This is a genomic window from Pseudoalteromonas sp. MB41 (assembly GCF_020966275.1).
Classification (GTDB): domain Bacteria; phylum Pseudomonadota; class Gammaproteobacteria; order Enterobacterales; family Alteromonadaceae; genus Pseudoalteromonas; species Pseudoalteromonas lipolytica.
On the sequence record NZ_JAJJZF010000014.1, the window covers coordinates 23943 to 41785 of the forward strand.

At 42.1% G+C, this 17843-nt stretch carries 18 protein-coding genes; 5 read left to right on the forward strand and 13 right to left on the reverse strand.

Features of this window, described 5'->3' with window-relative positions:
- Window positions 1–61 precede the first annotated feature (61 nt).
- Both LPA49_RS13820 and LPA49_RS13825 read right to left on the reverse strand, forming a co-directional pair.
- Window positions 62–1564 (reverse strand): S41 family peptidase, encoded by a 1503-nt coding sequence (locus LPA49_RS13820; protein ID WP_230236849.1) that lies wholly within the window; start codon window positions 1562–1564, stop codon window positions 62–64.
- A gap of 242 nt (window positions 1565–1806) precedes the next feature.
- Window positions 1807–3282: an NAD(P)H-hydrate dehydratase gene (locus LPA49_RS13825; RefSeq protein WP_180311659.1), complete on the reverse strand. Its 1476-nt coding sequence runs from the start codon at window positions 3280–3282 to the stop codon at window positions 1807–1809.
- Between the two features lie 145 nt (window positions 3283–3427).
- Here LPA49_RS13825 and LPA49_RS13830 point away from each other — a divergent pair, with 145 nt between their 5' ends.
- Window positions 3428–4756 carry a M24 family metallopeptidase gene (locus tag LPA49_RS13830; RefSeq protein ID WP_036973369.1) on the forward strand — a complete coding sequence of 443 codons (1329 nt, stop codon included), beginning with the start codon at window positions 3428–3430 and terminating at the stop codon, window positions 4754–4756.
- A 52-nt stretch (window positions 4757–4808) separates the two neighbouring features.
- Here the strand turns inward: LPA49_RS13830 and speD are convergent, their stop codons facing one another.
- From speD to LPA49_RS13875, 9 genes are all read right to left on the reverse strand, one after another.
- Window positions 4809–5621 carry an adenosylmethionine decarboxylase gene (gene speD / locus LPA49_RS13835; protein ID WP_036973370.1) on the reverse strand — a complete coding sequence of 271 codons (813 nt, stop codon included), beginning with the start codon at window positions 5619–5621 and terminating at the stop codon, window positions 4809–4811.
- Between the two features lie 88 nt (window positions 5622–5709).
- Window positions 5710–6123: an OsmC family protein gene (locus LPA49_RS13840; RefSeq protein ID WP_036973371.1), complete on the reverse strand. Its 414-nt coding sequence runs from the start codon at window positions 6121–6123 to the stop codon at window positions 5710–5712.
- An 88-nt stretch (window positions 6124–6211) separates the two neighbouring features.
- Window positions 6212–6559 carry a DUF3802 family protein gene (locus tag LPA49_RS13845; RefSeq protein WP_065979400.1) on the reverse strand — a complete coding sequence of 116 codons (348 nt, stop codon included), beginning with the start codon at window positions 6557–6559 and terminating at the stop codon, window positions 6212–6214.
- A gap of 130 nt (window positions 6560–6689) precedes the next feature.
- Entirely contained in the window at window positions 6690–8159 is a 1470-nt protein-coding gene (gene astD, locus LPA49_RS13850) for a succinylglutamate-semialdehyde dehydrogenase (protein ID WP_180311208.1), read from the reverse strand.
- An 18-nt stretch (window positions 8160–8177) separates the two neighbouring features.
- A complete protein-coding gene (gene astA, locus LPA49_RS13855; RefSeq protein ID WP_036973377.1) occupies window positions 8178–9194 on the reverse strand; it encodes an arginine N-succinyltransferase in 1017 nt (338 codons plus the stop codon).
- 81 nt (window positions 9195–9275) lie between these two features.
- Window positions 9276–10481: an aspartate aminotransferase family protein gene (locus LPA49_RS13860; RefSeq protein WP_180311209.1), complete on the reverse strand. Its 1206-nt coding sequence runs from the start codon at window positions 10479–10481 to the stop codon at window positions 9276–9278.
- A gap of 368 nt (window positions 10482–10849) precedes the next feature.
- Window positions 10850–12010, reverse strand: coding sequence for an HDOD domain-containing protein (locus LPA49_RS13865; protein ID WP_036973752.1), 1161 nt, complete (start codon window positions 12008–12010; stop codon window positions 10850–10852).
- A gap of 47 nt (window positions 12011–12057) precedes the next feature.
- A complete protein-coding gene (locus LPA49_RS13870; RefSeq protein ID WP_036973380.1) occupies window positions 12058–12636 on the reverse strand; it encodes an aminodeoxychorismate/anthranilate synthase component II in 579 nt (192 codons plus the stop codon).
- Window positions 12637–12717: 81 nt separating this feature from the next.
- A complete protein-coding gene (locus tag LPA49_RS13875) occupies window positions 12718–13116 on the reverse strand; it encodes a thioesterase family protein (RefSeq protein ID WP_036973381.1) in 399 nt (132 codons plus the stop codon).
- A 36-nt stretch (window positions 13117–13152) separates the two neighbouring features.
- Between LPA49_RS13875 and LPA49_RS13880 the strand changes: the two genes are divergently transcribed.
- Window positions 13153–13857 carry a 2OG-Fe(II) oxygenase gene (locus tag LPA49_RS13880; RefSeq protein ID WP_065979402.1) on the forward strand — a complete coding sequence of 235 codons (705 nt, stop codon included), beginning with the start codon at window positions 13153–13155 and terminating at the stop codon, window positions 13855–13857.
- Window positions 13858–13931: 74 nt separating this feature from the next.
- Here the strand turns inward: LPA49_RS13880 and envZ are convergent, their stop codons facing one another.
- Window positions 13932–15227 (reverse strand): two-component system sensor histidine kinase EnvZ, encoded by a 1296-nt coding sequence (envZ, locus tag LPA49_RS13885; RefSeq protein WP_118844720.1) that lies wholly within the window; start codon window positions 15225–15227, stop codon window positions 13932–13934.
- Window positions 15228–15232: 5 nt separating this feature from the next.
- Entirely contained in the window at window positions 15233–15952 is a 720-nt protein-coding gene (ompR, locus tag LPA49_RS13890; protein WP_036973384.1) for a two-component system response regulator OmpR, read from the reverse strand.
- 166 nt (window positions 15953–16118) lie between these two features.
- On the opposite strand from ompR, the gene greB reads away from it, so the two are divergent.
- The 3 genes from greB to LPA49_RS13905 all read left to right on the forward strand — a co-directional run bounded on the left by greB (window position 16119) and on the right by LPA49_RS13905 (window position 17821).
- Entirely contained in the window at window positions 16119–16601 is a 483-nt protein-coding gene (gene greB / locus LPA49_RS13895; protein WP_036973385.1) for a transcription elongation factor GreB, read from the forward strand.
- 280 nt (window positions 16602–16881) lie between these two features.
- A complete protein-coding gene (locus LPA49_RS13900; protein ID WP_180311210.1) occupies window positions 16882–17187 on the forward strand; it encodes a hypothetical protein in 306 nt (101 codons plus the stop codon).
- Between the two features lie 52 nt (window positions 17188–17239).
- Window positions 17240–17821 (forward strand): CBS domain-containing protein, encoded by a 582-nt coding sequence (locus LPA49_RS13905; protein ID WP_065979404.1) that lies wholly within the window; start codon window positions 17240–17242, stop codon window positions 17819–17821.
- The last annotated feature ends 22 nt before the right edge of the window (window positions 17822–17843 follow it).

Consider the following 17843-nt stretch of genomic DNA (forward strand, 5'->3'; position numbering starts at 1 on the left):
CTCCAAGCACTTCGCTTAAAAAACCCAGCTTCGGCTGGGTTTTTTATCTCTACAGATCACTTTACTTTATAACACGCTCAATGTGTTCTAATAACACCTCTGTTGTCCAGTCAACGCCATGGTATGGAATATCAGGCCAGTAAAAATCCCCCTTACCGCGCGCTCTGTTTACATAAACTTTGTTAGGGATTATCACTTTGCTTAACCCTGAGGGAGTATCAACAAATCGAACATCCATATAGGTTGAATCAGCACTGCTCGGCGCACCAAATAACACTGTATTTGAAAATAACTTAAAAGTATCAATTGCATCCAGACACGCACTGGCACATTGTCCGGGCACTATAACGATGGCTTTAGTGTTAAAATCACTTTCAGATACTTCATCTGAGACCGGTGTCGTTGCTGGCTTCTTCTCAATATAAAAAGGTTCACCCATATCTAACGCCGTCTGCATACCTGCTGAGACTTGTTTTACTATAGCGAAGACCTCGGGCTGGTCTTGCACTTTTGTTTTTAATGACTCAAGGTATTGCGTATTATCTTTGGATGCTCGCCACCAAACGCGTGTATTTTTAACTAACTGCTCTCTTCGCGATGTCACATGCTGCGGCCCCCAAAGTTGCTCAGCAATTTTCATACTCCAATATGTTGAGCCGCCTTGATTATGGCGAAGATCGAATATCACCGCTTTAGCCGTTAGCAACTGTTCACGCTGCTCGGCTAAATCAGTGAAGAGTTGTCGGTAACGTGCTTTTTGTTCTTCATTTGGTGAAAATGAAGGCATTGCTACCCAAGCAATCTCTTGAGTTGCCCAGTGTAGGCCTACCTCGAGCTCATCACCATTGTAAGCATTTACTAAGTGCTGGCGAACATTTTTTGGGCGCTCAGACCATTCAAGTCTAATGCTATACGTCGCGCCACTGACTTTCACAAAATCACAACTTTTAAAGGGGGTTAGAAATGGGTTTCCATCATCCACTAATAATCGCCATCCTTGGTTCCACCAATGACCGGGTTGATCAACTTCACCATAAAATTTAAACAGGGTATCGCGCATTAAGGGTTCAATAGGCGTGTTATTACAGCGCACTATTTTATCCCCTTTCGTTACTTTATCATGCTCGCTGTAATACACTTTTAAGCCATCACCACGCCATACTGCAGAAAATCCGGGCCAGCGTCGTGGCAACTTAACGTCGTCAGGTAACAGTGCAACTGCCCCAGCGTGACCATCTTGCAAAACCGAATTAAAACGTGCAATTGCGGCTGCGTAACCTTGTGCATTTTCTACTTGGTCGGCAAGCATTAAAGCGTGTTGCTTGGCATTAAACAGTAATTGTGGAAACCCTGGGTTATCGCTATCAAACATGCCGGGGTGATTATCGACTGATTGCTGATAAGCAGCTTCAATATCTTTTTGTGTTGTGGCTTTCCACTGGGTTGCTGTTTTTGGAAAGTGTTTTACGGGATGAGAGCTGTCAGCTTGCACACTCACACTTGCAGTGACTAAGGCTATGCCACTCACGAGTAGAGGCAAGTATAAATTAACCGCTTTATTCATATAAATCCTTTTAATTATTTTAATCCAAACAGTGGGTATACATGTAATAGCAACGCGACGTTTAATCGTGCTACTTATTGTTTAATTTATAACTAATGACTAAAAAATAAAACCCACACTGTCGACACAAGAGCCCATCATTTTGAAACACTCTGATACAACCCGCAATAATACTCAATGATTGTGAGCTGTTTATGAGGCGAATGGGCATAAATGAAATTGGCCCTTTAATTTATGGCTTGTTAAGGTGAATTAACTAACTCTCTGACTATCATAAACAAATCACTTGGCAACATACCACGCTCACCATCGCGCTCAGCGGCGATATCACCCGCTTTTGCATGTAAGCAGACCCCTAGGCAGGCTGCTTGCTGAGTATCTAGCCCTTGTGCAATTAGGGCTGCAATAACGCCAGTGAGTACATCTCCACTCCCCCCAACAGCAAGGGCTGGATTACCATCTGTGCAGACCCAGGTTTTATTGTTATTGCTAATTAATGTGCCAGCCCCTTTTAGTACGCAGGTTGTGGTATAGCTGTGCGCTAAACGTTTGACCGCTGCAAAACGGTCAGTTTCTATGTCTGAGGTGCTGCAATTAAGCAGCCGTGCGGCTTCACCGGGGTGAGGAGTGATAACCGTGTTTGTCAGTGGAAATGACGACGCATGTTGGGCAATTAAATTAAGTGCATCGGCGTCAATAACTAAGGGTTTATTATTGGTGAAACAGTACTGCATGACTGTTTCAAAAGTAGCCTCAGACCAACTATCAAGCCCCAAACCGGGGCCTATGGCAATACAGCTTGCCCATTCAAGAGAAGCAATTAGATTAGCGTCTGTGACCATTAACTCTGGCCTTCCCATACTTACACTGAGAATTGAGCTGGTATGCGTATACACCTTAACCATACCCGCACCTGTTCTCAGTGCCGCTTCTGCCGTTAAGCGAATAGCACCTGCTGTACCTGCATTACCCCCAATGCACAATAACTTACCATGGCTGGTTTTGTGGCTATTGTTATCACGCGCTGGTAGTGAGTTGATTGTTTGCTGATTAATAAGCCAAGCACAGGGTGAGCACAGCAACGCAAATGCATCAGCAATGCCTAAATCTGCAAACTCACATTGCCCTGCATGCGCGCGCCCTTGCCCCGTTACCAAACCTTGTTTAATACCCACAAAGGTCACAGTAACAGTCGCTTTAATTGCAATACCTTGAACGGCGCCAGTATCGGCATGAATACCAGAGGGTAGATCGATAGCTATAATGGGCGCTTGGCTATTATTCGCCGCGTTTATCAGCTCACTAAATGGCGAGCGAACGTCACTTTGAATACCCGTACCAAGCAAACCATCAACGATAACATCAGCCTGTTCAAGCACAGCAAAGTCTGTCACGATTTCGCCTGTGGCATCTAACCAAGCTTGTTGTGCGGTGAGTGCATCTCCTGACAAGGGTTTGTCAGGTACAGCGGCTATCACTGTCACGTTTTTTCCTGCTTGTTTAGCCAAATTTGCAACGATGTAGCCATCACCAGCATTGTTTCCAACGCCGACCAACACCACGTAATGCAACGCGTCCGCAAAGTAGTTCACGCTATGCATAAACACAGCCTGACCAGCACGTTCCATAAGCGTGTACATCGCAACACCACAACGTTTAGCCGCAATGGCTTCATTCGTTCTTATTTGTTCGGCTTTAAATAACTGATGTTCAATCATTGGTTTAGTCATTCTTGAGCAATCTATCAATTTACTGTAGCAAGCAACCCCGTAGATATAAACCTGTTATTCATCTTAATCTTATCGTCTTGTCTATTTATTATTGCTATGTTCTAAAGACACTGACAATAAAAAGAGTTAACCCATGACTAATAACAAAAAAACGGTTATTTCATTATTTTGTGCCTTATTAGCCCTGCCATTAAGCGCAAATACGGTCGATATTTTACCAATGAAAGCGCGCGCTGAATTTATTGATAAAATGACTGAATTACGAGTAAAAACGTTACTGCCCCCATTAATGAAGCAGCATAATATTGATATGTGGCTGCTAATCAGTAGAGAATATAACGAAGATCCTATTTTAAAAACAATGCTGCCTGCGACTTGGTTATCAGCCAGACGCACCACCATTTTGGTGTTTGCTCGAAACCAACAAGGTGGGGTTGATGCGCACGCTATCGCGCCATATAAAATAGGCAAGGTATTCAAAAAGTCATGGGATAAACAAAAGCAACCTGATCAATGGCTTGCTCTAAATGACATAATTGAAACATACCAACCTAAAAATATTGCCCTAAACACCTCTCAAAACTGGGCACATGCCGATGGTCTTGTCGTCGGTGATTTTAATAATCTTAAAAGCGCACTCCCTAAAAAATACCTTGATAAGCTCATTTCTGCTGAACCTCTCGCTATTGAGTGGCTCGAGCAACGTTTACCTGAAGAAGTAGACATGTATAAAAAGGCAGTGGCTATTGCGCATCAAATTATTGCTGAGGGCTTCTCAAGCAAAGTGATAAAGGTAGGTGAAACAACCACAAACGATTTAGCCTGGTGGTTTAGAGAGCGGGTAAGAGAATTAAAACTGCAAACATGGTTTCACCCCAGTGTCAGTATACAGCGTGCCGATAAAACAACGTTTGATCATGAAACAAGCTTTAGCAAAGATAATGAGCACATTATTCAAGCGGGTGATCTACTGCATGTTGATTTTGGCATTACCTATTTGCGCTTGAACACTGACACTCAACAACATGCTTACGTGTTAAAAGAAAACGAAACGCAGGCACCAGACTATTTAGTGAATGCCTTAAAAAGTGGCAATCAATTACAAGATATTTTCACCTCACACTTTGCAGCCGGTAAAACGGGTAATGAAGTACTAAAAGAGTCTCGTGCAGAGGCGATTGCTCAAGGGTTAAAGCCCACAATATACACCCACCCTATTGGTTACCATGGCCATGCTGCGGGAACAACGCTGGGCATGTGGGATTCACAACAAGGGGTTGCTGGCGATGGCGACTATCCACTGCACTTAAATACCGCGTATTCGATTGAATTAAACAACGCCGTTTTTATAAAACAATGGAATAAAGAAATTCGAATTATGCTCGAAGAAGATGCGTTTTTCGATAAATCAGGGGTGTGGTATCTAAATGGCAGACAAACTGAGTTACTGCTTATAAAATAAAAAACGGCGCATAATAATTTTATGCGCCGTTTTTTTAATACGTTACCAGTGACTACTCAGTGTCAGGTAAGTTACGACCGTAGAAGATTTCTTGCATCTCGCGTGTTAGCTTAGAGCGGATCTCTTCTTCTTCGTCTTCTGACAAATCAGATGTAGATACACCGAATAAATAGGTATTTAAGTCGGTTTCTTTTAACATCATTTTAGTGTGGAACAAGTTTTCTTGATACACGTTTACGTCCATCATTTGGTACGCTTCTTTTGTATCTTCAGTCATGTAATTCTGAATAGAATTGATCGCATGGTCGATATAGTGTTTCACACCATCAACATCACGCGTGAAACCACGAACACGGTAGTCAATTGTTACTACATCTGACTCAAGGCTGTGAATTAAGAAGTTCAACGCTTTCAGTGGCGAAATAATGCCACACGTTGATACTTCGATATCAGCACGGAAAGTACAAATACCATCATCAGGGTGCGCTTCTGGGTAAGTGTGAACACAGATATGACTTTTATCTAAGTGTGCTACCACAGTTTCAGGAAGTGGACCCGGCGCTTCATCAACGTCGTACGTTGTTTGCTGCTCAATTGGCTCTTCTGAGATCAGAATTGTTACACTGGCACCTTGCGGATCATAATCTTGGCGAGAAACATTCAAAATGTTTGCACCAATAATGTCCACTACTTCACCTAAAATATCGGTAAGGCGATCAGCACTGTACTGTTCGTCGATATATTCAATATATTCTTTACGCTGTTGTTCAGTCTTCGCGTAGCAAATATCGTAAATACTGAAGCTTAAGCTCTTAGTTAAATTATTAAAGCCATGAAGCTTAATTTTATCGAAGGGTTTATTCATGCTAAACCAACCTTTAAACGAGTGAAACCTGCACCAGCAGAAATAAAAGTTCGCGGATTTTATACGAATTTTGCGTTTGGAAAAAGCGTTATTTTACTTGTTCTTCCACAACTTCATGGCTATGTGTAATTTCTACTGTTTTATCAAGCATTAAGGCTACAGAACAATACTTTTCTGCAGACAATTGAACAGCACGCGCAAGGTGTTTTTCAGACACGTTATCGCCAGTAACCACAAAATGTAGATGAATCTTGGTAAACACACGAGGAGCAGATTCAGCACGCTCAGCACTGAGCTTTACTTGCACGTCAGAAAATGATTGTTTCGCTTTTTTAAGAATACTAACAACATCAACAGATGAGCAACACCCTGCCGACATTAATACCATTTCCATTGGACTTGGTGCAGCACTGTCACTACCCGCATCAAAAACGACATTGTGACCTGAATTTGAAAGGCCAATAAAGGTATCACCTTCTACCCATTTTACATTCGCTTGCATTTATTTTATCTCTAAAAGTTATTTTGCTTGATTGTAAGCAAGTCACACTCAGATGCAATCGAAAAACGATATTAGGTGTTAAAGGAGATTACGCACTTTCAGCAACGGCTGTATCGAATAAGTTTTTTACAAGTCCAGCAAACTCATCTATAAAGGCGTGTTGCTCAACAGTAACAGGTTGATTTGTGACACTGCTTAGTACTTCTTGTAAGTCATAAACGATGCCATCGACTTCGCGAACGATTTGGCTGCGTTGTTCGGTGTTCAATTCTGTATGCTGTTCGCAAAGCAGCATGACATTCTCGGCAATCACGTCTTCAATTAGCTCTAGCACCGTTGGAGCTCCTGGCTTTATTTGACCTGGCTTCTCAAATAGCGCTAAATTTTGAGTGAGATACATGACAAGATCATCGTACCCTTGCCTATCTAAAACCATACGACTGCACACCTAATAAAATGACTAACTCTATAGATTTAAGCAGAAAGCGCTTTTAATTGCTACCTTTGCTATAAAGCCAATACAAAAAAAGCAGCCGAAGCTGCTTTTTATAATCATTAATACTGATTTAGTCTATTTTTAAGCCTGGGCTTAATGTGGCTGGCATAGCCACTTTTTCAAGCTCAACTGACGCAACAGGGTATGCACAGTAGTCTGCTGCATAATATGCGCTTGCTCTGTGGTTACCAGACGCACCAATGCCACCAAACGGAGCCGCACTCGATGCACCCGTAATTGGGCGGTTCCAGTTAACAATACCAGCACGAATACGACGTAAGAAGTGGTCGTAATCTGCTGCATTGTCACTTAATAGACCCGCTGATAAACCAAAGCTTGTGTCATTTGCTTTATCAATGGCAGCATCAAAATCAGTAAAGCGGAAAACTTTAAGAAGTGGACCAAAGTGCTCTTCATCAGGGAAATTAGTCACGTTTGTACACTCTAAAATGCCTGGCGTTACAAAGCCGGTATTTTCTGTATGCGTTAACTCAACTAATACGTCAGCACCTAGTTCTACTAATTGCTGTTGTGCTGCAGCCATACCCGCGGCAGCCGCAGCTGAAATCATAGAGCCCATGAACGGCTGTTCATCAGCATCATATTCACCTACTTTAATCGCTTTGGTTGCTTTTATTAGACCCGCTAAGATGGCGTCACCTTGCTCGCCCACAGGTAAGAATAACTTACGCGCACAGGTACAACGTTGGCCTGAAGAAATAAACGCAGATTGAACTATATCGTGAATAGCAGCTTTAGTATCCGCAACGTCAGTCACGATAAGCGGGTTATTCCCCCCCATTTCTAAAGCAAGGATTTTACCCGGTTGACCTGCAAATTGTTCATGTAGGATATGACCTGTACGCGATGACCCCGTAAAGAATAAGCCGTCAATGCCTTTATGCGCCGCAAGCGCCTTGCCTGTGTCAACTTCACCTTGAACAAGGTTAATAACCCCATCAGGTAAACCTGCTTTTTGCCACAGTTTTAAAGTCAGCTCTGCAACAGCGGGAGTAAGCTCAGAAGGTTTAAATACAACCGTGTTACCCGCTAGTAATGCTGGAACGATATGCCCATTTGGTAAATGACCTGGGAAGTTATACGGACCAAAAACGGCAACAACACCATGTGGCTTATGACGGATCATCGCACGGCCTTGTGGCATGGGGTTTTCAACGTCGCCGGTACGCTCTAAAAACGCTTTTTCAGAAATCGCAATTTTACCCACCATGGCGCCTGCTTCAGTGCGAGTTTCCCACAACGGTTTACCTGTTTCTTGCGCAATGATCAGCGCTAACTCTTCGCTATGCTCTTTAAGCGTTTCAGCGAACGTTTTAACAATAGCTAAACGTTCTGCAAATGATTTATCCGCCCAACTATAAAAAGCTTGGCGCGCGGCATTTACAGCGCTGTCTACTTGCTCAGCCGTGGCTGTATTTGCTTGCCAAATAACATCATTATTTGCAGGGTTTACAGAGTTGAATGCATGACCAAGGCCTGCTTGCCATTGACCATTAATAAATTGCGCTGCATGCGTCATTACTGTGTCTCCTAAATTCTATAGTTTTGCAACTGATACGGTGTCGCCAGCTTCTAAGTGAAGGGCTTTTGCAAGCTCACTTGAAAGGGTAATTGTATCGACATCACACGGTAGATTAATTTGTGTCACTGTGGCTCTAAAGTCAGTCAATTTATCATTAGCGAGCATCACGGTGGTGTCGCCTTGGCTTTGACCTATTTCGACCTGCACCTTTCTTGAATTACGAATCGTAGCGATATTATCCACTTTAGCTTCAACCGTAGGACCCGCATCGAAAATGTCAACGTAGCCGTTAAAAGTGAAACCTTCACTCTTCAACAGCTCAATAGCTGGGCGAGTATTATCATGCACATGACCAATAACAGCTTGCGCATCTTTGCTTAATAGATTCACGTAAATTGGGTATTTAGGCATTAACTCGGCAATAAATACTTTTTGACCTATTCCCGTCAGGTAATCGGCTGTTGGAAAATCCATTGAGAAAAAGTGCTCTTCAAGCCATTGCCAAAATGGGCTTTCGCCATTCTCGTTTGACACACCACGCATTTCTGCAATAACAGTTTCAGCAAAACGTTCTTTATGTTGATTAATAAACATAAAACGTGCTTTTGATAGTAATTTACCATTGTTATTTTTGCGGTAACCATCTCTCAAAAACAATGTACATAGCTCTGTTGCACCGGTGTAATCATTACATAGCGTTAAGATATCAACGGCTTTATAAACGTTAAGTGTACGCGATGAATGAATCGCTTTACTTAAATGATAATGATAAAACGCGTCATCTAAACCCACGGCGGCTTCGATGGCTGAAGTACCCACTACTTCGCCTGTTTCGCTATCTTCAAGAACAAACAGGTAACCTTCATCACCAGGCTGCTGGGCTACTTTTGCAAATGAGCTCAGTGAATGATCGATTTTCTTTTGTAACAACTCTTCATTATTAGGCAAAGATGTAAAACCATGCCCTGATTCATGGGCAATTTTAAGTAATGCTGGGTAATCACTTTGCTGGATTGGGCGAAGGATCATCATGAGTCCGCTTGCTCCCTTATAAATAACGGTAAATTATGAACGCGGGCAAGCAGTGCTTGCCCTGATATGTCAGTTGAATGATTAGCCGTTAACGACTTTAGCAACTGCTTTTTCGAAACGAGCCATACCTTCGCGGATATCAGCGTCAGGGATAACAAGTGAAGGAGTAAAGCGAACAACATCTGCACCCGCTACTAATGACATGACGCCTTCTTCGGTCCCTGCCACTAAAAACTCTTTTGCACGGCCTTTGAATTGCTCAGTAACCACTGCACCCAATAGTAGACCTTCGCCACGAATTTCACTAAATACGTTGTACTTGTCGTTGATTGCAGTTAATAGTTCGCGGAATAAAGCCGATTTTTCTTTAACGCCACTTAATACCTCTGGTGTATTCACCGTATCAAATGCAGCTTCTGCAACAGCACACGCAAGTGGGTTACCACCATAAGTAGAACCGTGTGTTCCTACTTTTAAGTGCTGAGCAATATCAGTTGTGGTGATCATTGCACTAATAGGAAAACCGCCACCTAACGCTTTAGCTGTGGTTAAGATATCAGGCGTGACATTTAAACCTTGATACGCATAAAGCTCACCAGTACGGCCGACACCTGTTTGTACTTCATCAAAAATTAACAGCGCATTGTGCTTAGTACACAGCTCACGTACACCTTTTACAAACTCTTTTGTTGGTGAAATGATCCCGCCTTCACCTTGTAGAGGTTCCATCATGACTGCACATGTATTGTCACTGATCAGTGCTTCGAAAGCCGCTAAATCATTGTAATCACAATGTACGATATCGCCCGGCTTAGGACCGAAGCCGTCTGAATAGGCAGCCTGGCCACCTACTGTTACAGTAAAAAATGTACGACCGTGGAAACCTTTATTGAATGAGATAATTTGTGATTTTTGCTCACCAAAGTTATCAAGTGCAAAACGACGCGCAAGTTTTAATGCGGCTTCGTTTGCTTCTGCACCAGAGTTAGCAAAATAAACTTTTTCTGCGAACGTTGCATCGGTTAACTTTTTAGCTAAACGCAGTGCTGGCTCATTGGTCATCACATTTGATAGATGCCAGATTTTCTCGCCCTGCTCTTTTAATGCACTTACTAAGGCCGGGTGACAGTGGCCAAGGCAGTTAACAGCAATACCACCTGCAAAATCGATAAATTCACGACCTTCTTGGTCCCAAACTCGAGAGCCTTCGCCTCGCACAGGAATAACACTTGATGGTGCATAGTTAGGAACCATTACGTGATCAAATAATTCGCGATTGACTGTCATTTTATATCCTCTTTATCGTAAGCACACGCCATCTTAAGCGGCGCTATAAAGCTAAACTAAGCTATTTTACTAAGCTAATTGAGCTTAGAGTAAAATCACCTTAATTACTCTTTGGTTCAATTTTCATTCATCCATTATTTCAGAAAAAAATCCATCTGTCTCTTAGAAAACTTTCATGCAGCCCTTGAAAATAAAGGGTTTGAGATATTTTTTCATGGATAGTGAATAACTATTTGAGGGGTATTTTTTATACAAAATACACTTAAAAGGCGCGCTGCTAGCAAACCACGCATGGGCACGTTATCTAAATATTGCTATCGCTCAGCATTTACAATGAATGAATAGTCGCAAAAAAATTAACAATTATTTTAATTAATTTGGATATGGAAGTTCTCAAAGTTGCATTTTGCCAGTTCATCAAGCTCATTTTGTGTAAAACCATAATGCGTAAACCAGCGTTGAACTTCATCTTTCTCAACTAACTGATGTTCGTTCAAGCTTAAAAACTGCGCATAGCACCGTGCTTTTAAAATCACTTGGGTCAGAGGAAGGTATTCATCATTTTTAGCAAGGGGTGTCGTTAATTGCTGCAAAACGGCGTTAAACGGCAAATACCGAAATGCCATTTGCTCAATCACGGTGGCTGTCACTTTAAGTGACAATTTGCTTAATAACGAACTTAAAAATAAAGGATCGGGTTTTAACTCTAATAATGCAGTATGCAAATCTTTCTTTTGTTCTTCGCGCGCCATTGCCACCTTGCGTTGCCACACTCGCTCAAAAGTGCGCAAATAGAGCCTTACTAAGGCAATTTTCCCTACATCCAATAACATGCCTAAAGTAAACGCGTGTTCTTCATTAACGCCGTTTAGCTTTGCTATTTCTTGTGCTGCAATAGCGCATGCCATTGAATTATCTCGTAAGCGGCGCTTTAATAAAGGAAAGGGTTCTGTGCTGTGAGGCATCCAGTGACGTACTGCGAATGTCGGGACCACAAATTTCAGGTTATCAAGACCAATATAACGCAATGCGAGTAACGGGTTATCAACTTTAACGGAAGTGTGTTTACTGCGTTGCTGGCGATAGTATGGCAAATTAACAAACGCGACGAGCTCACGCCCAAGCCAAGTTAAATCTTTAATTAACGGCTCTAAGCGACCTACCGATGCTGACCGTGTCGCAAGAATATCTAAAATAGCGGGCACACTGTCTTGAATGCCAATGGTTTCATGTACCACTGAATCAATATCTTCCAGCTGCTTGTTCATCGCATTTTCAATCACTTGATGTAATTGCTGACTCGCTTGAGCACGATACTTATGGTGCGCTGTACTGCTTTTTTGGCGTTTCTTTTGCGCTGCAACTTCAACTTCTAATAAAGTTCGCTGCTCCATTTGCTCGCCATAATCAATTTCTAAAGTATGAATATAGCCAATCTGACGCTGTGCAAAACTGTGGCCAAGCAAAAGATCATGCGCACGCTCATTAAGCACCATCGCAGTCCTTTGTTGTCGGATTTCATCGGTCATTTGCACAGCAGTATTGTCGTTCATATTTGTAAATAATTAGCTTAAGATTAGAAGCGAGTTAAAAAGTTGGCAAGTAATTCAAGCCCTTGTTGCGTCAAAATTGCTTCAGGATGGAATTGCACACCTTCAAGTGCGAGATCCTTGTGCATTATTCCCATTATTTCATCAAAATGCGTATTGTGTTCGGTCCACGCTGTAATACTCAGCTCACTGGGAAGACTCTGTTTATCAACCACCAGCGAATGGTAACGACATACCGTCAATGGGTTGGCTAAGCCTTTAAAAACACCTTGGTTTGTATGGTGCACTAAGGAGGTTTTACCATGCATAACCTGTCGTGCTCGTACGACCTCACCTCCCAATGCTTGCGCAATTGTTTGATGTCCCAAGCAGATACCTAAAATAGGCAGCTGCCCTTTAAACTCTTCAACCACTTGCAGCGAAATACCGGCTTCATTTGGTGAGCAAGGCCCAGGAGAAATGACAATATGTTCGGGCTTTAATTGCTTGATGTCGGCAACACTTATCTCATCGTTTCGTTTAACCAATACCTCTTGATCCAAGCGCTGAAAGTATTGCACTAGGTTGTAGGTAAACGAATCATAGTTGTCGATCATTAACAGCATTGCGTGTAACCCAAAATTACTCAGTCAAAATAATGAAGCGACATTTTACCCCAAGCGCCCAGAAATGTCGGCAAAAAACGGCTACTCAGAAACGAATAAGTGTGCAGAAAGTGCTGCTTTTTCTTGCTCATCTAACTTTTGCGAACATTTATTGGCAAAATCATACCGTACCAAGACCGTTTTACCCACCGCACAACATGTGCCTTGCTGCCACGCTTCTTGACGTAATACAAAGGAGCTTGAACCAATATGCTCAACACTCGTTTTTATCTCAACATCGTGGCCATAAAACAACTCTCCGACAAAGCTTACTTCAACCTTGGCTATAATCAATTTCCACTGATGTGGATTTAAATCCGGTGTAAAAAATCTAAAAATAGGCGCACGGGCGGCTTCAAACCACACGGGGAGTACGGTATTGTTGATATGCCCTAAGACATCCGTTTCGCTAAATCGGGGCGTGATTGATTCAATAAACATAGTAACCCTATAAAAAATATAAACTAAAGGTAGCTCATGACGGACTTTATTCGCGTATACGAAAACGCCCTTAGCAAAGAATTTTGCGATAATTTTATCACGGTATTTGAACAAAGCCCGCATTTAAAACAAGGCATTACCTCTGGTGGCGTTGATTTATCTAAAAAAGACAGCCGCGATTTATACCTAAATAATCACCCAGAATACGCCGAACAATTAAAACATATTCAACAAACCACCGCAGGGTACATCTTTAAGTATCTCGAAGAGCATATTTTTATGATGATTGGCGCGTTTGGATTAAAAGTCTATCACCCAAAAACCGGTCAACCCGTTGACTTAAACCAAGACAACTTTGAAGAAGTCGGCAAGCCGCAACTGCCTTTACTAGTCCAGCAAATCTTTAGAATGGGTAACATTCAGGCGCAAAAATACGACATCAATAAAGGGGGCTATCCATACTGGCACAGTGAGGTATACCCGCAAGTAGGTCATAACGAAGCGCTTCATCGCGTATTGTTGTTTATGTTTTACTTAAACGATGTAGAGGAAGGTGGTGAAACCGAATTTTACTATCAACAACGTAAAATATCGCCCAAGAAAGGAACGATGGTGGTGGCTCCTGGCTACTTTACCCACACTCACCGTGGCAATAAGCCAATCTCAAACGATAAGTATATTTTGACCTCGTGGATATTGTTTAATCGTGCCGAGCAAATTTACGGCCAACCACAGTCATAACGTTCAATAAGATAAGTGCGACACCCCTGTCGCACTTTTTAAGCAATCAGTCTTAATCTGTCACGTTATTTCATCTACAACGGTAAATAGATTTGTGCACTTAAGCCACCTTCGGGGCGATTAAGCAATTGCACTTTTCCGCCATGCATATCAACAATACGTTTGATTATTGCCAGCCCTAAACCGCTACCTTCACTACCACGCGCCGCATCACCTTGTTTAAACGGTTCAAACACGGTTTCAAGTTCACTCTCAGGAATACCAGGGCCTTGATCATTTACAACCACCATCGCGAATTTTTTATTGCTACTCAGGCGAGTTTCAACCTCAATATCACCCTGTGAATAACGTATCGCGTTTTCAATCATATTAGTGACAACACGTTTTATTGCCACCATGCTCACTGGTACATCATGAATACTGGGGTTTTCTTTAAAGGTGATGCTGCGATGATGCTTTTGCTCTGCTTCGACGACTTCTGCAACAATCGCATTTAAATCTTCAAGCGCAAGCTCTTCGCGCTTGTGATGACGCAAGTACTCTATAAATTGGTCAATAATCGCATTCATATCTTCGATATCATGGATTATCCCTTCGCGAAGGTAGTCTTCATCATCTGACATCATTTCTGTGGCTAAACGAATGCGCGTAAGCGGCGTTCTAAGGTCATGAGATACCCCCGCCATTAGTAAACGACGGTCGTTTTCTAATGCCGCAATACCCCGAGACATCTGATTAAAAGCACGCGTTACTTCAATGACTTCGGTTGAGCCCTGCTCTTCGAGTTTGGTGGAGAAGTCGCCCACCCCCACTTTTACAGCAGCTTGTTGTAGTGCTTTTAAAGGACGGTTCAAGTGACGCGCAAACAACCAGCCACCTAGCACACTTAAAAAACCTATACTGGACAAGTAAAAAGTTAAAAATTTCAGGTTGTTTTCTTGCAAACCTGTTAAGGGTACGCGCACCCAATAACCAGGGGCTTGCGGTGCTTCAACCCAATATACAAGCGGATCCGTTTGGCTAATGCGCACACGTGCTGAACCATTTAACTCTTTAGACATGCTGCGCGAAAGCATTGAATACTCACGTGTTTCAGCCAGCCCTTCGCGCATTGCTTGGCGCTGGGTCATGACTTCTATCCCTGTTATTTCAAAGAACTTTTCAGAGGCTTCTTTGCTCACTTCAACGCCTTCTTCCCACTCGATAAACACTGTTTTAATTTGCTTAGCGAGGATCAGATTTACTTGCTCTATGGTTGGCTTTACAACATAAAAGCTGACCGTGATATATGACACGATCTGGTTGATTAAAAGCAACGCTGCGACTAAAAATACGGTTTGCCCAAATGCGCTTCGCGGAAACATACCCATTATTGCTACTTTTCACCATCTGGTACAAATACGTAGCCTAAGCCCCATACAGTTTGAATATAACGAGGATTAGCAGCGTCAACCTCAATCATGCGACGCAAACGCGAAACCTGTACGTCGATACTACGCTCAAGTGCGCTGTAGTCTCGGCCTCGCGCAAGGTTCATTAACTTATCACGACTTAACGGTTCACGCGGGTGTGTGACAAGCGCTTTTAATACCGCAAACTCACCACTGGTTAATGACATGGTGTTATCACCTTGCGTCATCTCACGCGTGGCTAAATTTAATGTGAATTCACCAAAACTAATTTCGTTTTCCTCTGCAGCAGGCGCGCCTGGTACTTCTTTAGCGCGACGACGTAAAATCGCTTTAATGCGTGCCAATAGTTCGCGTGGGTTAAACGGTTTAGGAATATAGTCATCAGCACCGAGCTCAAGACCTATTATACGGTCTACTTCGTCACCTTTAGCTGTTAACATCACAATGGGTATATCGTTTTCTTTTTGTCGTAAACGGCGACAAATGGATAAACCGTCTTCGCCGGGTAACATTAAATCGAGTACGATTAAGTGGAAATTTTCACGCTCGAGTAAGCGATCCATCTGCTCTGAATTTGCTGCTGTACGAACAATAAACCCTTGCTCTACCAAATAACGTTCAAGCAAACTGCGTAAACGCATATCGTCATCAACAACCAATACCTTTGTCGTTTCGTGTCCCATAACTTTCATTCTTGTTGTAATGTGTTACTTGTTAATATAAATGAAAAACTTAAGAATAAAAATCGAATTGCACGCTTAGATTGTTACGGAACATTTCAAAATCCTACTCGACAAAGACAAAAGACTTTTATACCGTGCGGCAGGTTTTCTTGTGAGGCTAAGTAAAATGGCAAAAACAAATTTAATTACGCGTGAAGGTTATCAACAATTACAACAAGAACATGACTATTTGTGGCATGAGAAGCGTCCTGAAATTACCAAAATTGTCACGTGGGCAGCAAGCTTAGGTGACCGTTCTGAAAACGCCGATTATCAATTCAATAAACGTGTTTTACGACAAATAGATCGCCGCGTACGTTACCTAAGAAAACGTATGCCAGACCTAAAAATTGTTGACTACAATCCGCAACAAGCAGGCAAAGTATTTTTTGGCGCTTGGGTCGAAATTGAAAATGAACAAGGCGACATCAAACGATTTCGTATTGTGGGCCCAGACGAAATTTATGAGCGTAAAGATTATATTTCTATCGACGCACCTATGGCGCGTGCGCTATTAGGTAAAGAAGTGGATGACGAATTTTCGGTCATCACACCCGAAGGCACAAAAGAATGGTTCGTCAATGAAATAACTTACCCTAACGCACCCTAATTTATCTTTAATACCATTAACGCTTAATTAAGTGGTCTATTTTGAGGCAATAAAACCGCGTTGATAACAAGGCAAAAATTTAGTTATTTAGTTGTTCTAAATCAGAAATTTTTAACGCAGGTAGCGACTGGTTTAATCACTCAAAATGATTAAGTATTTTTGCGGAATGGTATAAATATTCAGAAAATATTAATTAGTGATTGTCTACTCTAAAAATGTGTTCTATAACTAAAGAGACTCAAGACGCATTTAGTGCTTGAGGTTTTAGAAGGTAGTAAGTATGTCAAACCTAATACATCGCATCATGAGTAATGCCATTGTATTCGCACTTTTAATGAGTGCGAGTTTGATATCTTACGCCAATGACATTGAAAGCCACTCAGACAGTGTTACGCCAACCGCACATTTCATTGCGTGCGACAGTACAGACCCAGCCAATACAGATACTGACTTTGACAAACATACCCCATCGCTGATTGCCAGTGCAGCTCAACCACTGCCAGATGGCCGTGTTGCGGTGTATGTTAATCCTTGTTCTGTTATTTCTGTGTTCAGCGCGCATCAGCGAGGTCCCCCTGCTTTTTAATTAACTCAAAATTGTTTCAATTAAAGTTTTATTAAAATGTATGGTGATCAAAATGAATAATTTCAAAGAATTACGTCTACAAGACATTTCAAATGGCGCATTATCTAATGCTGTAAATGAAGTTGAGCCAACCCTAGACCTAACCTCTCCGGCGCTTAAAGTATTAAATAGCTTCACCAGTAAAGACCCGTTACGCGCTCATTACGACACAACGATTGTTAATGCGCTGAAACAAACTAGCAATCACTGTTCTGACTTTATCTTAGTAATTGATAGTGAAGATAAGTTACTGGGTATTACATCAAGTGCTGACCTGCAAAGCTCTAAGATTATGATGCTTGCACAGCGCTTAAACCTGCACCGTGACGAGATTACATTACACGATGTAATGACACCGCTTAGTAATTTAGCGGGTGCAAGCTTACAAAGCATTAGTTACGCATGCATTGGCGATGTACTACAAACAATGGAGCATCAAGGTATGATGTTCTTGCTAGTCACCAGTAAAGAGCATGAAATTTGTGGGCTAATTTCTGCGCGTCAAATTGCTAAAAAGTTACATATTCCTGTTAATATCAACCCCATTGCTAATAGCTTCAGTGAAGTGATGCAACACATCGATCACCCTCACTAAGTATTAAAATTTGCGTTGTGAA

Bases quoted from the DNA above. Each gene is read 5' to 3' on its own strand.
- LPA49_RS13820 (WP_230236849.1), bottom strand. From the start codon at position 1,564: ATGAATAAAGCGGTTAATTTATACTTGCCTCTACTCGTGAGTGGCATA.
- LPA49_RS13825 (WP_180311659.1), bottom strand. From the start codon at position 3,282: ATGATTGAACATCAGTTATTTAAAGCCGAACAAATAAGAACGAATGAA.
- LPA49_RS13830 (WP_036973369.1), top strand. From the start codon at position 3,428: ATGACTAATAACAAAAAAACGGTTATTTCATTATTTTGTGCCTTATTA.
- speD (WP_036973370.1), bottom strand. From the start codon at position 5,621: ATGAATAAACCCTTCGATAAAATTAAGCTTCATGGCTTTAATAATTTA.
- LPA49_RS13840 (WP_036973371.1), bottom strand. From the start codon at position 6,123: ATGCAAGCGAATGTAAAATGGGTAGAAGGTGATACCTTTATTGGCCTT.
- LPA49_RS13845 (WP_065979400.1), bottom strand. From the start codon at position 6,559: ATGGTTTTAGATAGGCAAGGGTACGATGATCTTGTCATGTATCTCACT.
- astD (WP_180311208.1), bottom strand. From the start codon at position 8,159: ATGACGCATGCAGCGCAATTTATTAATGGTCAATGGCAAGCAGGCCTT.
- astA (WP_036973377.1), bottom strand. From the start codon at position 9,194: ATGATGATCCTTCGCCCAATCCAGCAAAGTGATTACCCAGCATTACTT.
- LPA49_RS13860 (WP_180311209.1), bottom strand. From the start codon at position 10,481: ATGACAGTCAATCGCGAATTATTTGATCACGTAATGGTTCCTAACTAT.
- LPA49_RS13865 (WP_036973752.1), bottom strand. From the start codon at position 12,010: ATGACCGATGAAATCCGACAACAAAGGACTGCGATGGTGCTTAATGAG.
- LPA49_RS13870 (WP_036973380.1), bottom strand. From the start codon at position 12,636: ATGCTGTTAATGATCGACAACTATGATTCGTTTACCTACAACCTAGTG.
- LPA49_RS13875 (WP_036973381.1), bottom strand. From the start codon at position 13,116: ATGTTTATTGAATCAATCACGCCCCGATTTAGCGAAACGGATGTCTTA.
- LPA49_RS13880 (WP_065979402.1), top strand. From the start codon at position 13,153: ATGACGGACTTTATTCGCGTATACGAAAACGCCCTTAGCAAAGAATTT.
- envZ (WP_118844720.1), bottom strand. From the start codon at position 15,227: ATGGGTATGTTTCCGCGAAGCGCATTTGGGCAAACCGTATTTTTAGTC.
- ompR (WP_036973384.1), bottom strand. From the start codon at position 15,952: ATGGGACACGAAACGACAAAGGTATTGGTTGTTGATGACGATATGCGT.
- greB (WP_036973385.1), top strand. From the start codon at position 16,119: ATGGCAAAAACAAATTTAATTACGCGTGAAGGTTATCAACAATTACAA.
- LPA49_RS13900 (WP_180311210.1), top strand. From the start codon at position 16,882: ATGTCAAACCTAATACATCGCATCATGAGTAATGCCATTGTATTCGCA.
- LPA49_RS13905 (WP_065979404.1), top strand. From the start codon at position 17,240: ATGAATAATTTCAAAGAATTACGTCTACAAGACATTTCAAATGGCGCA.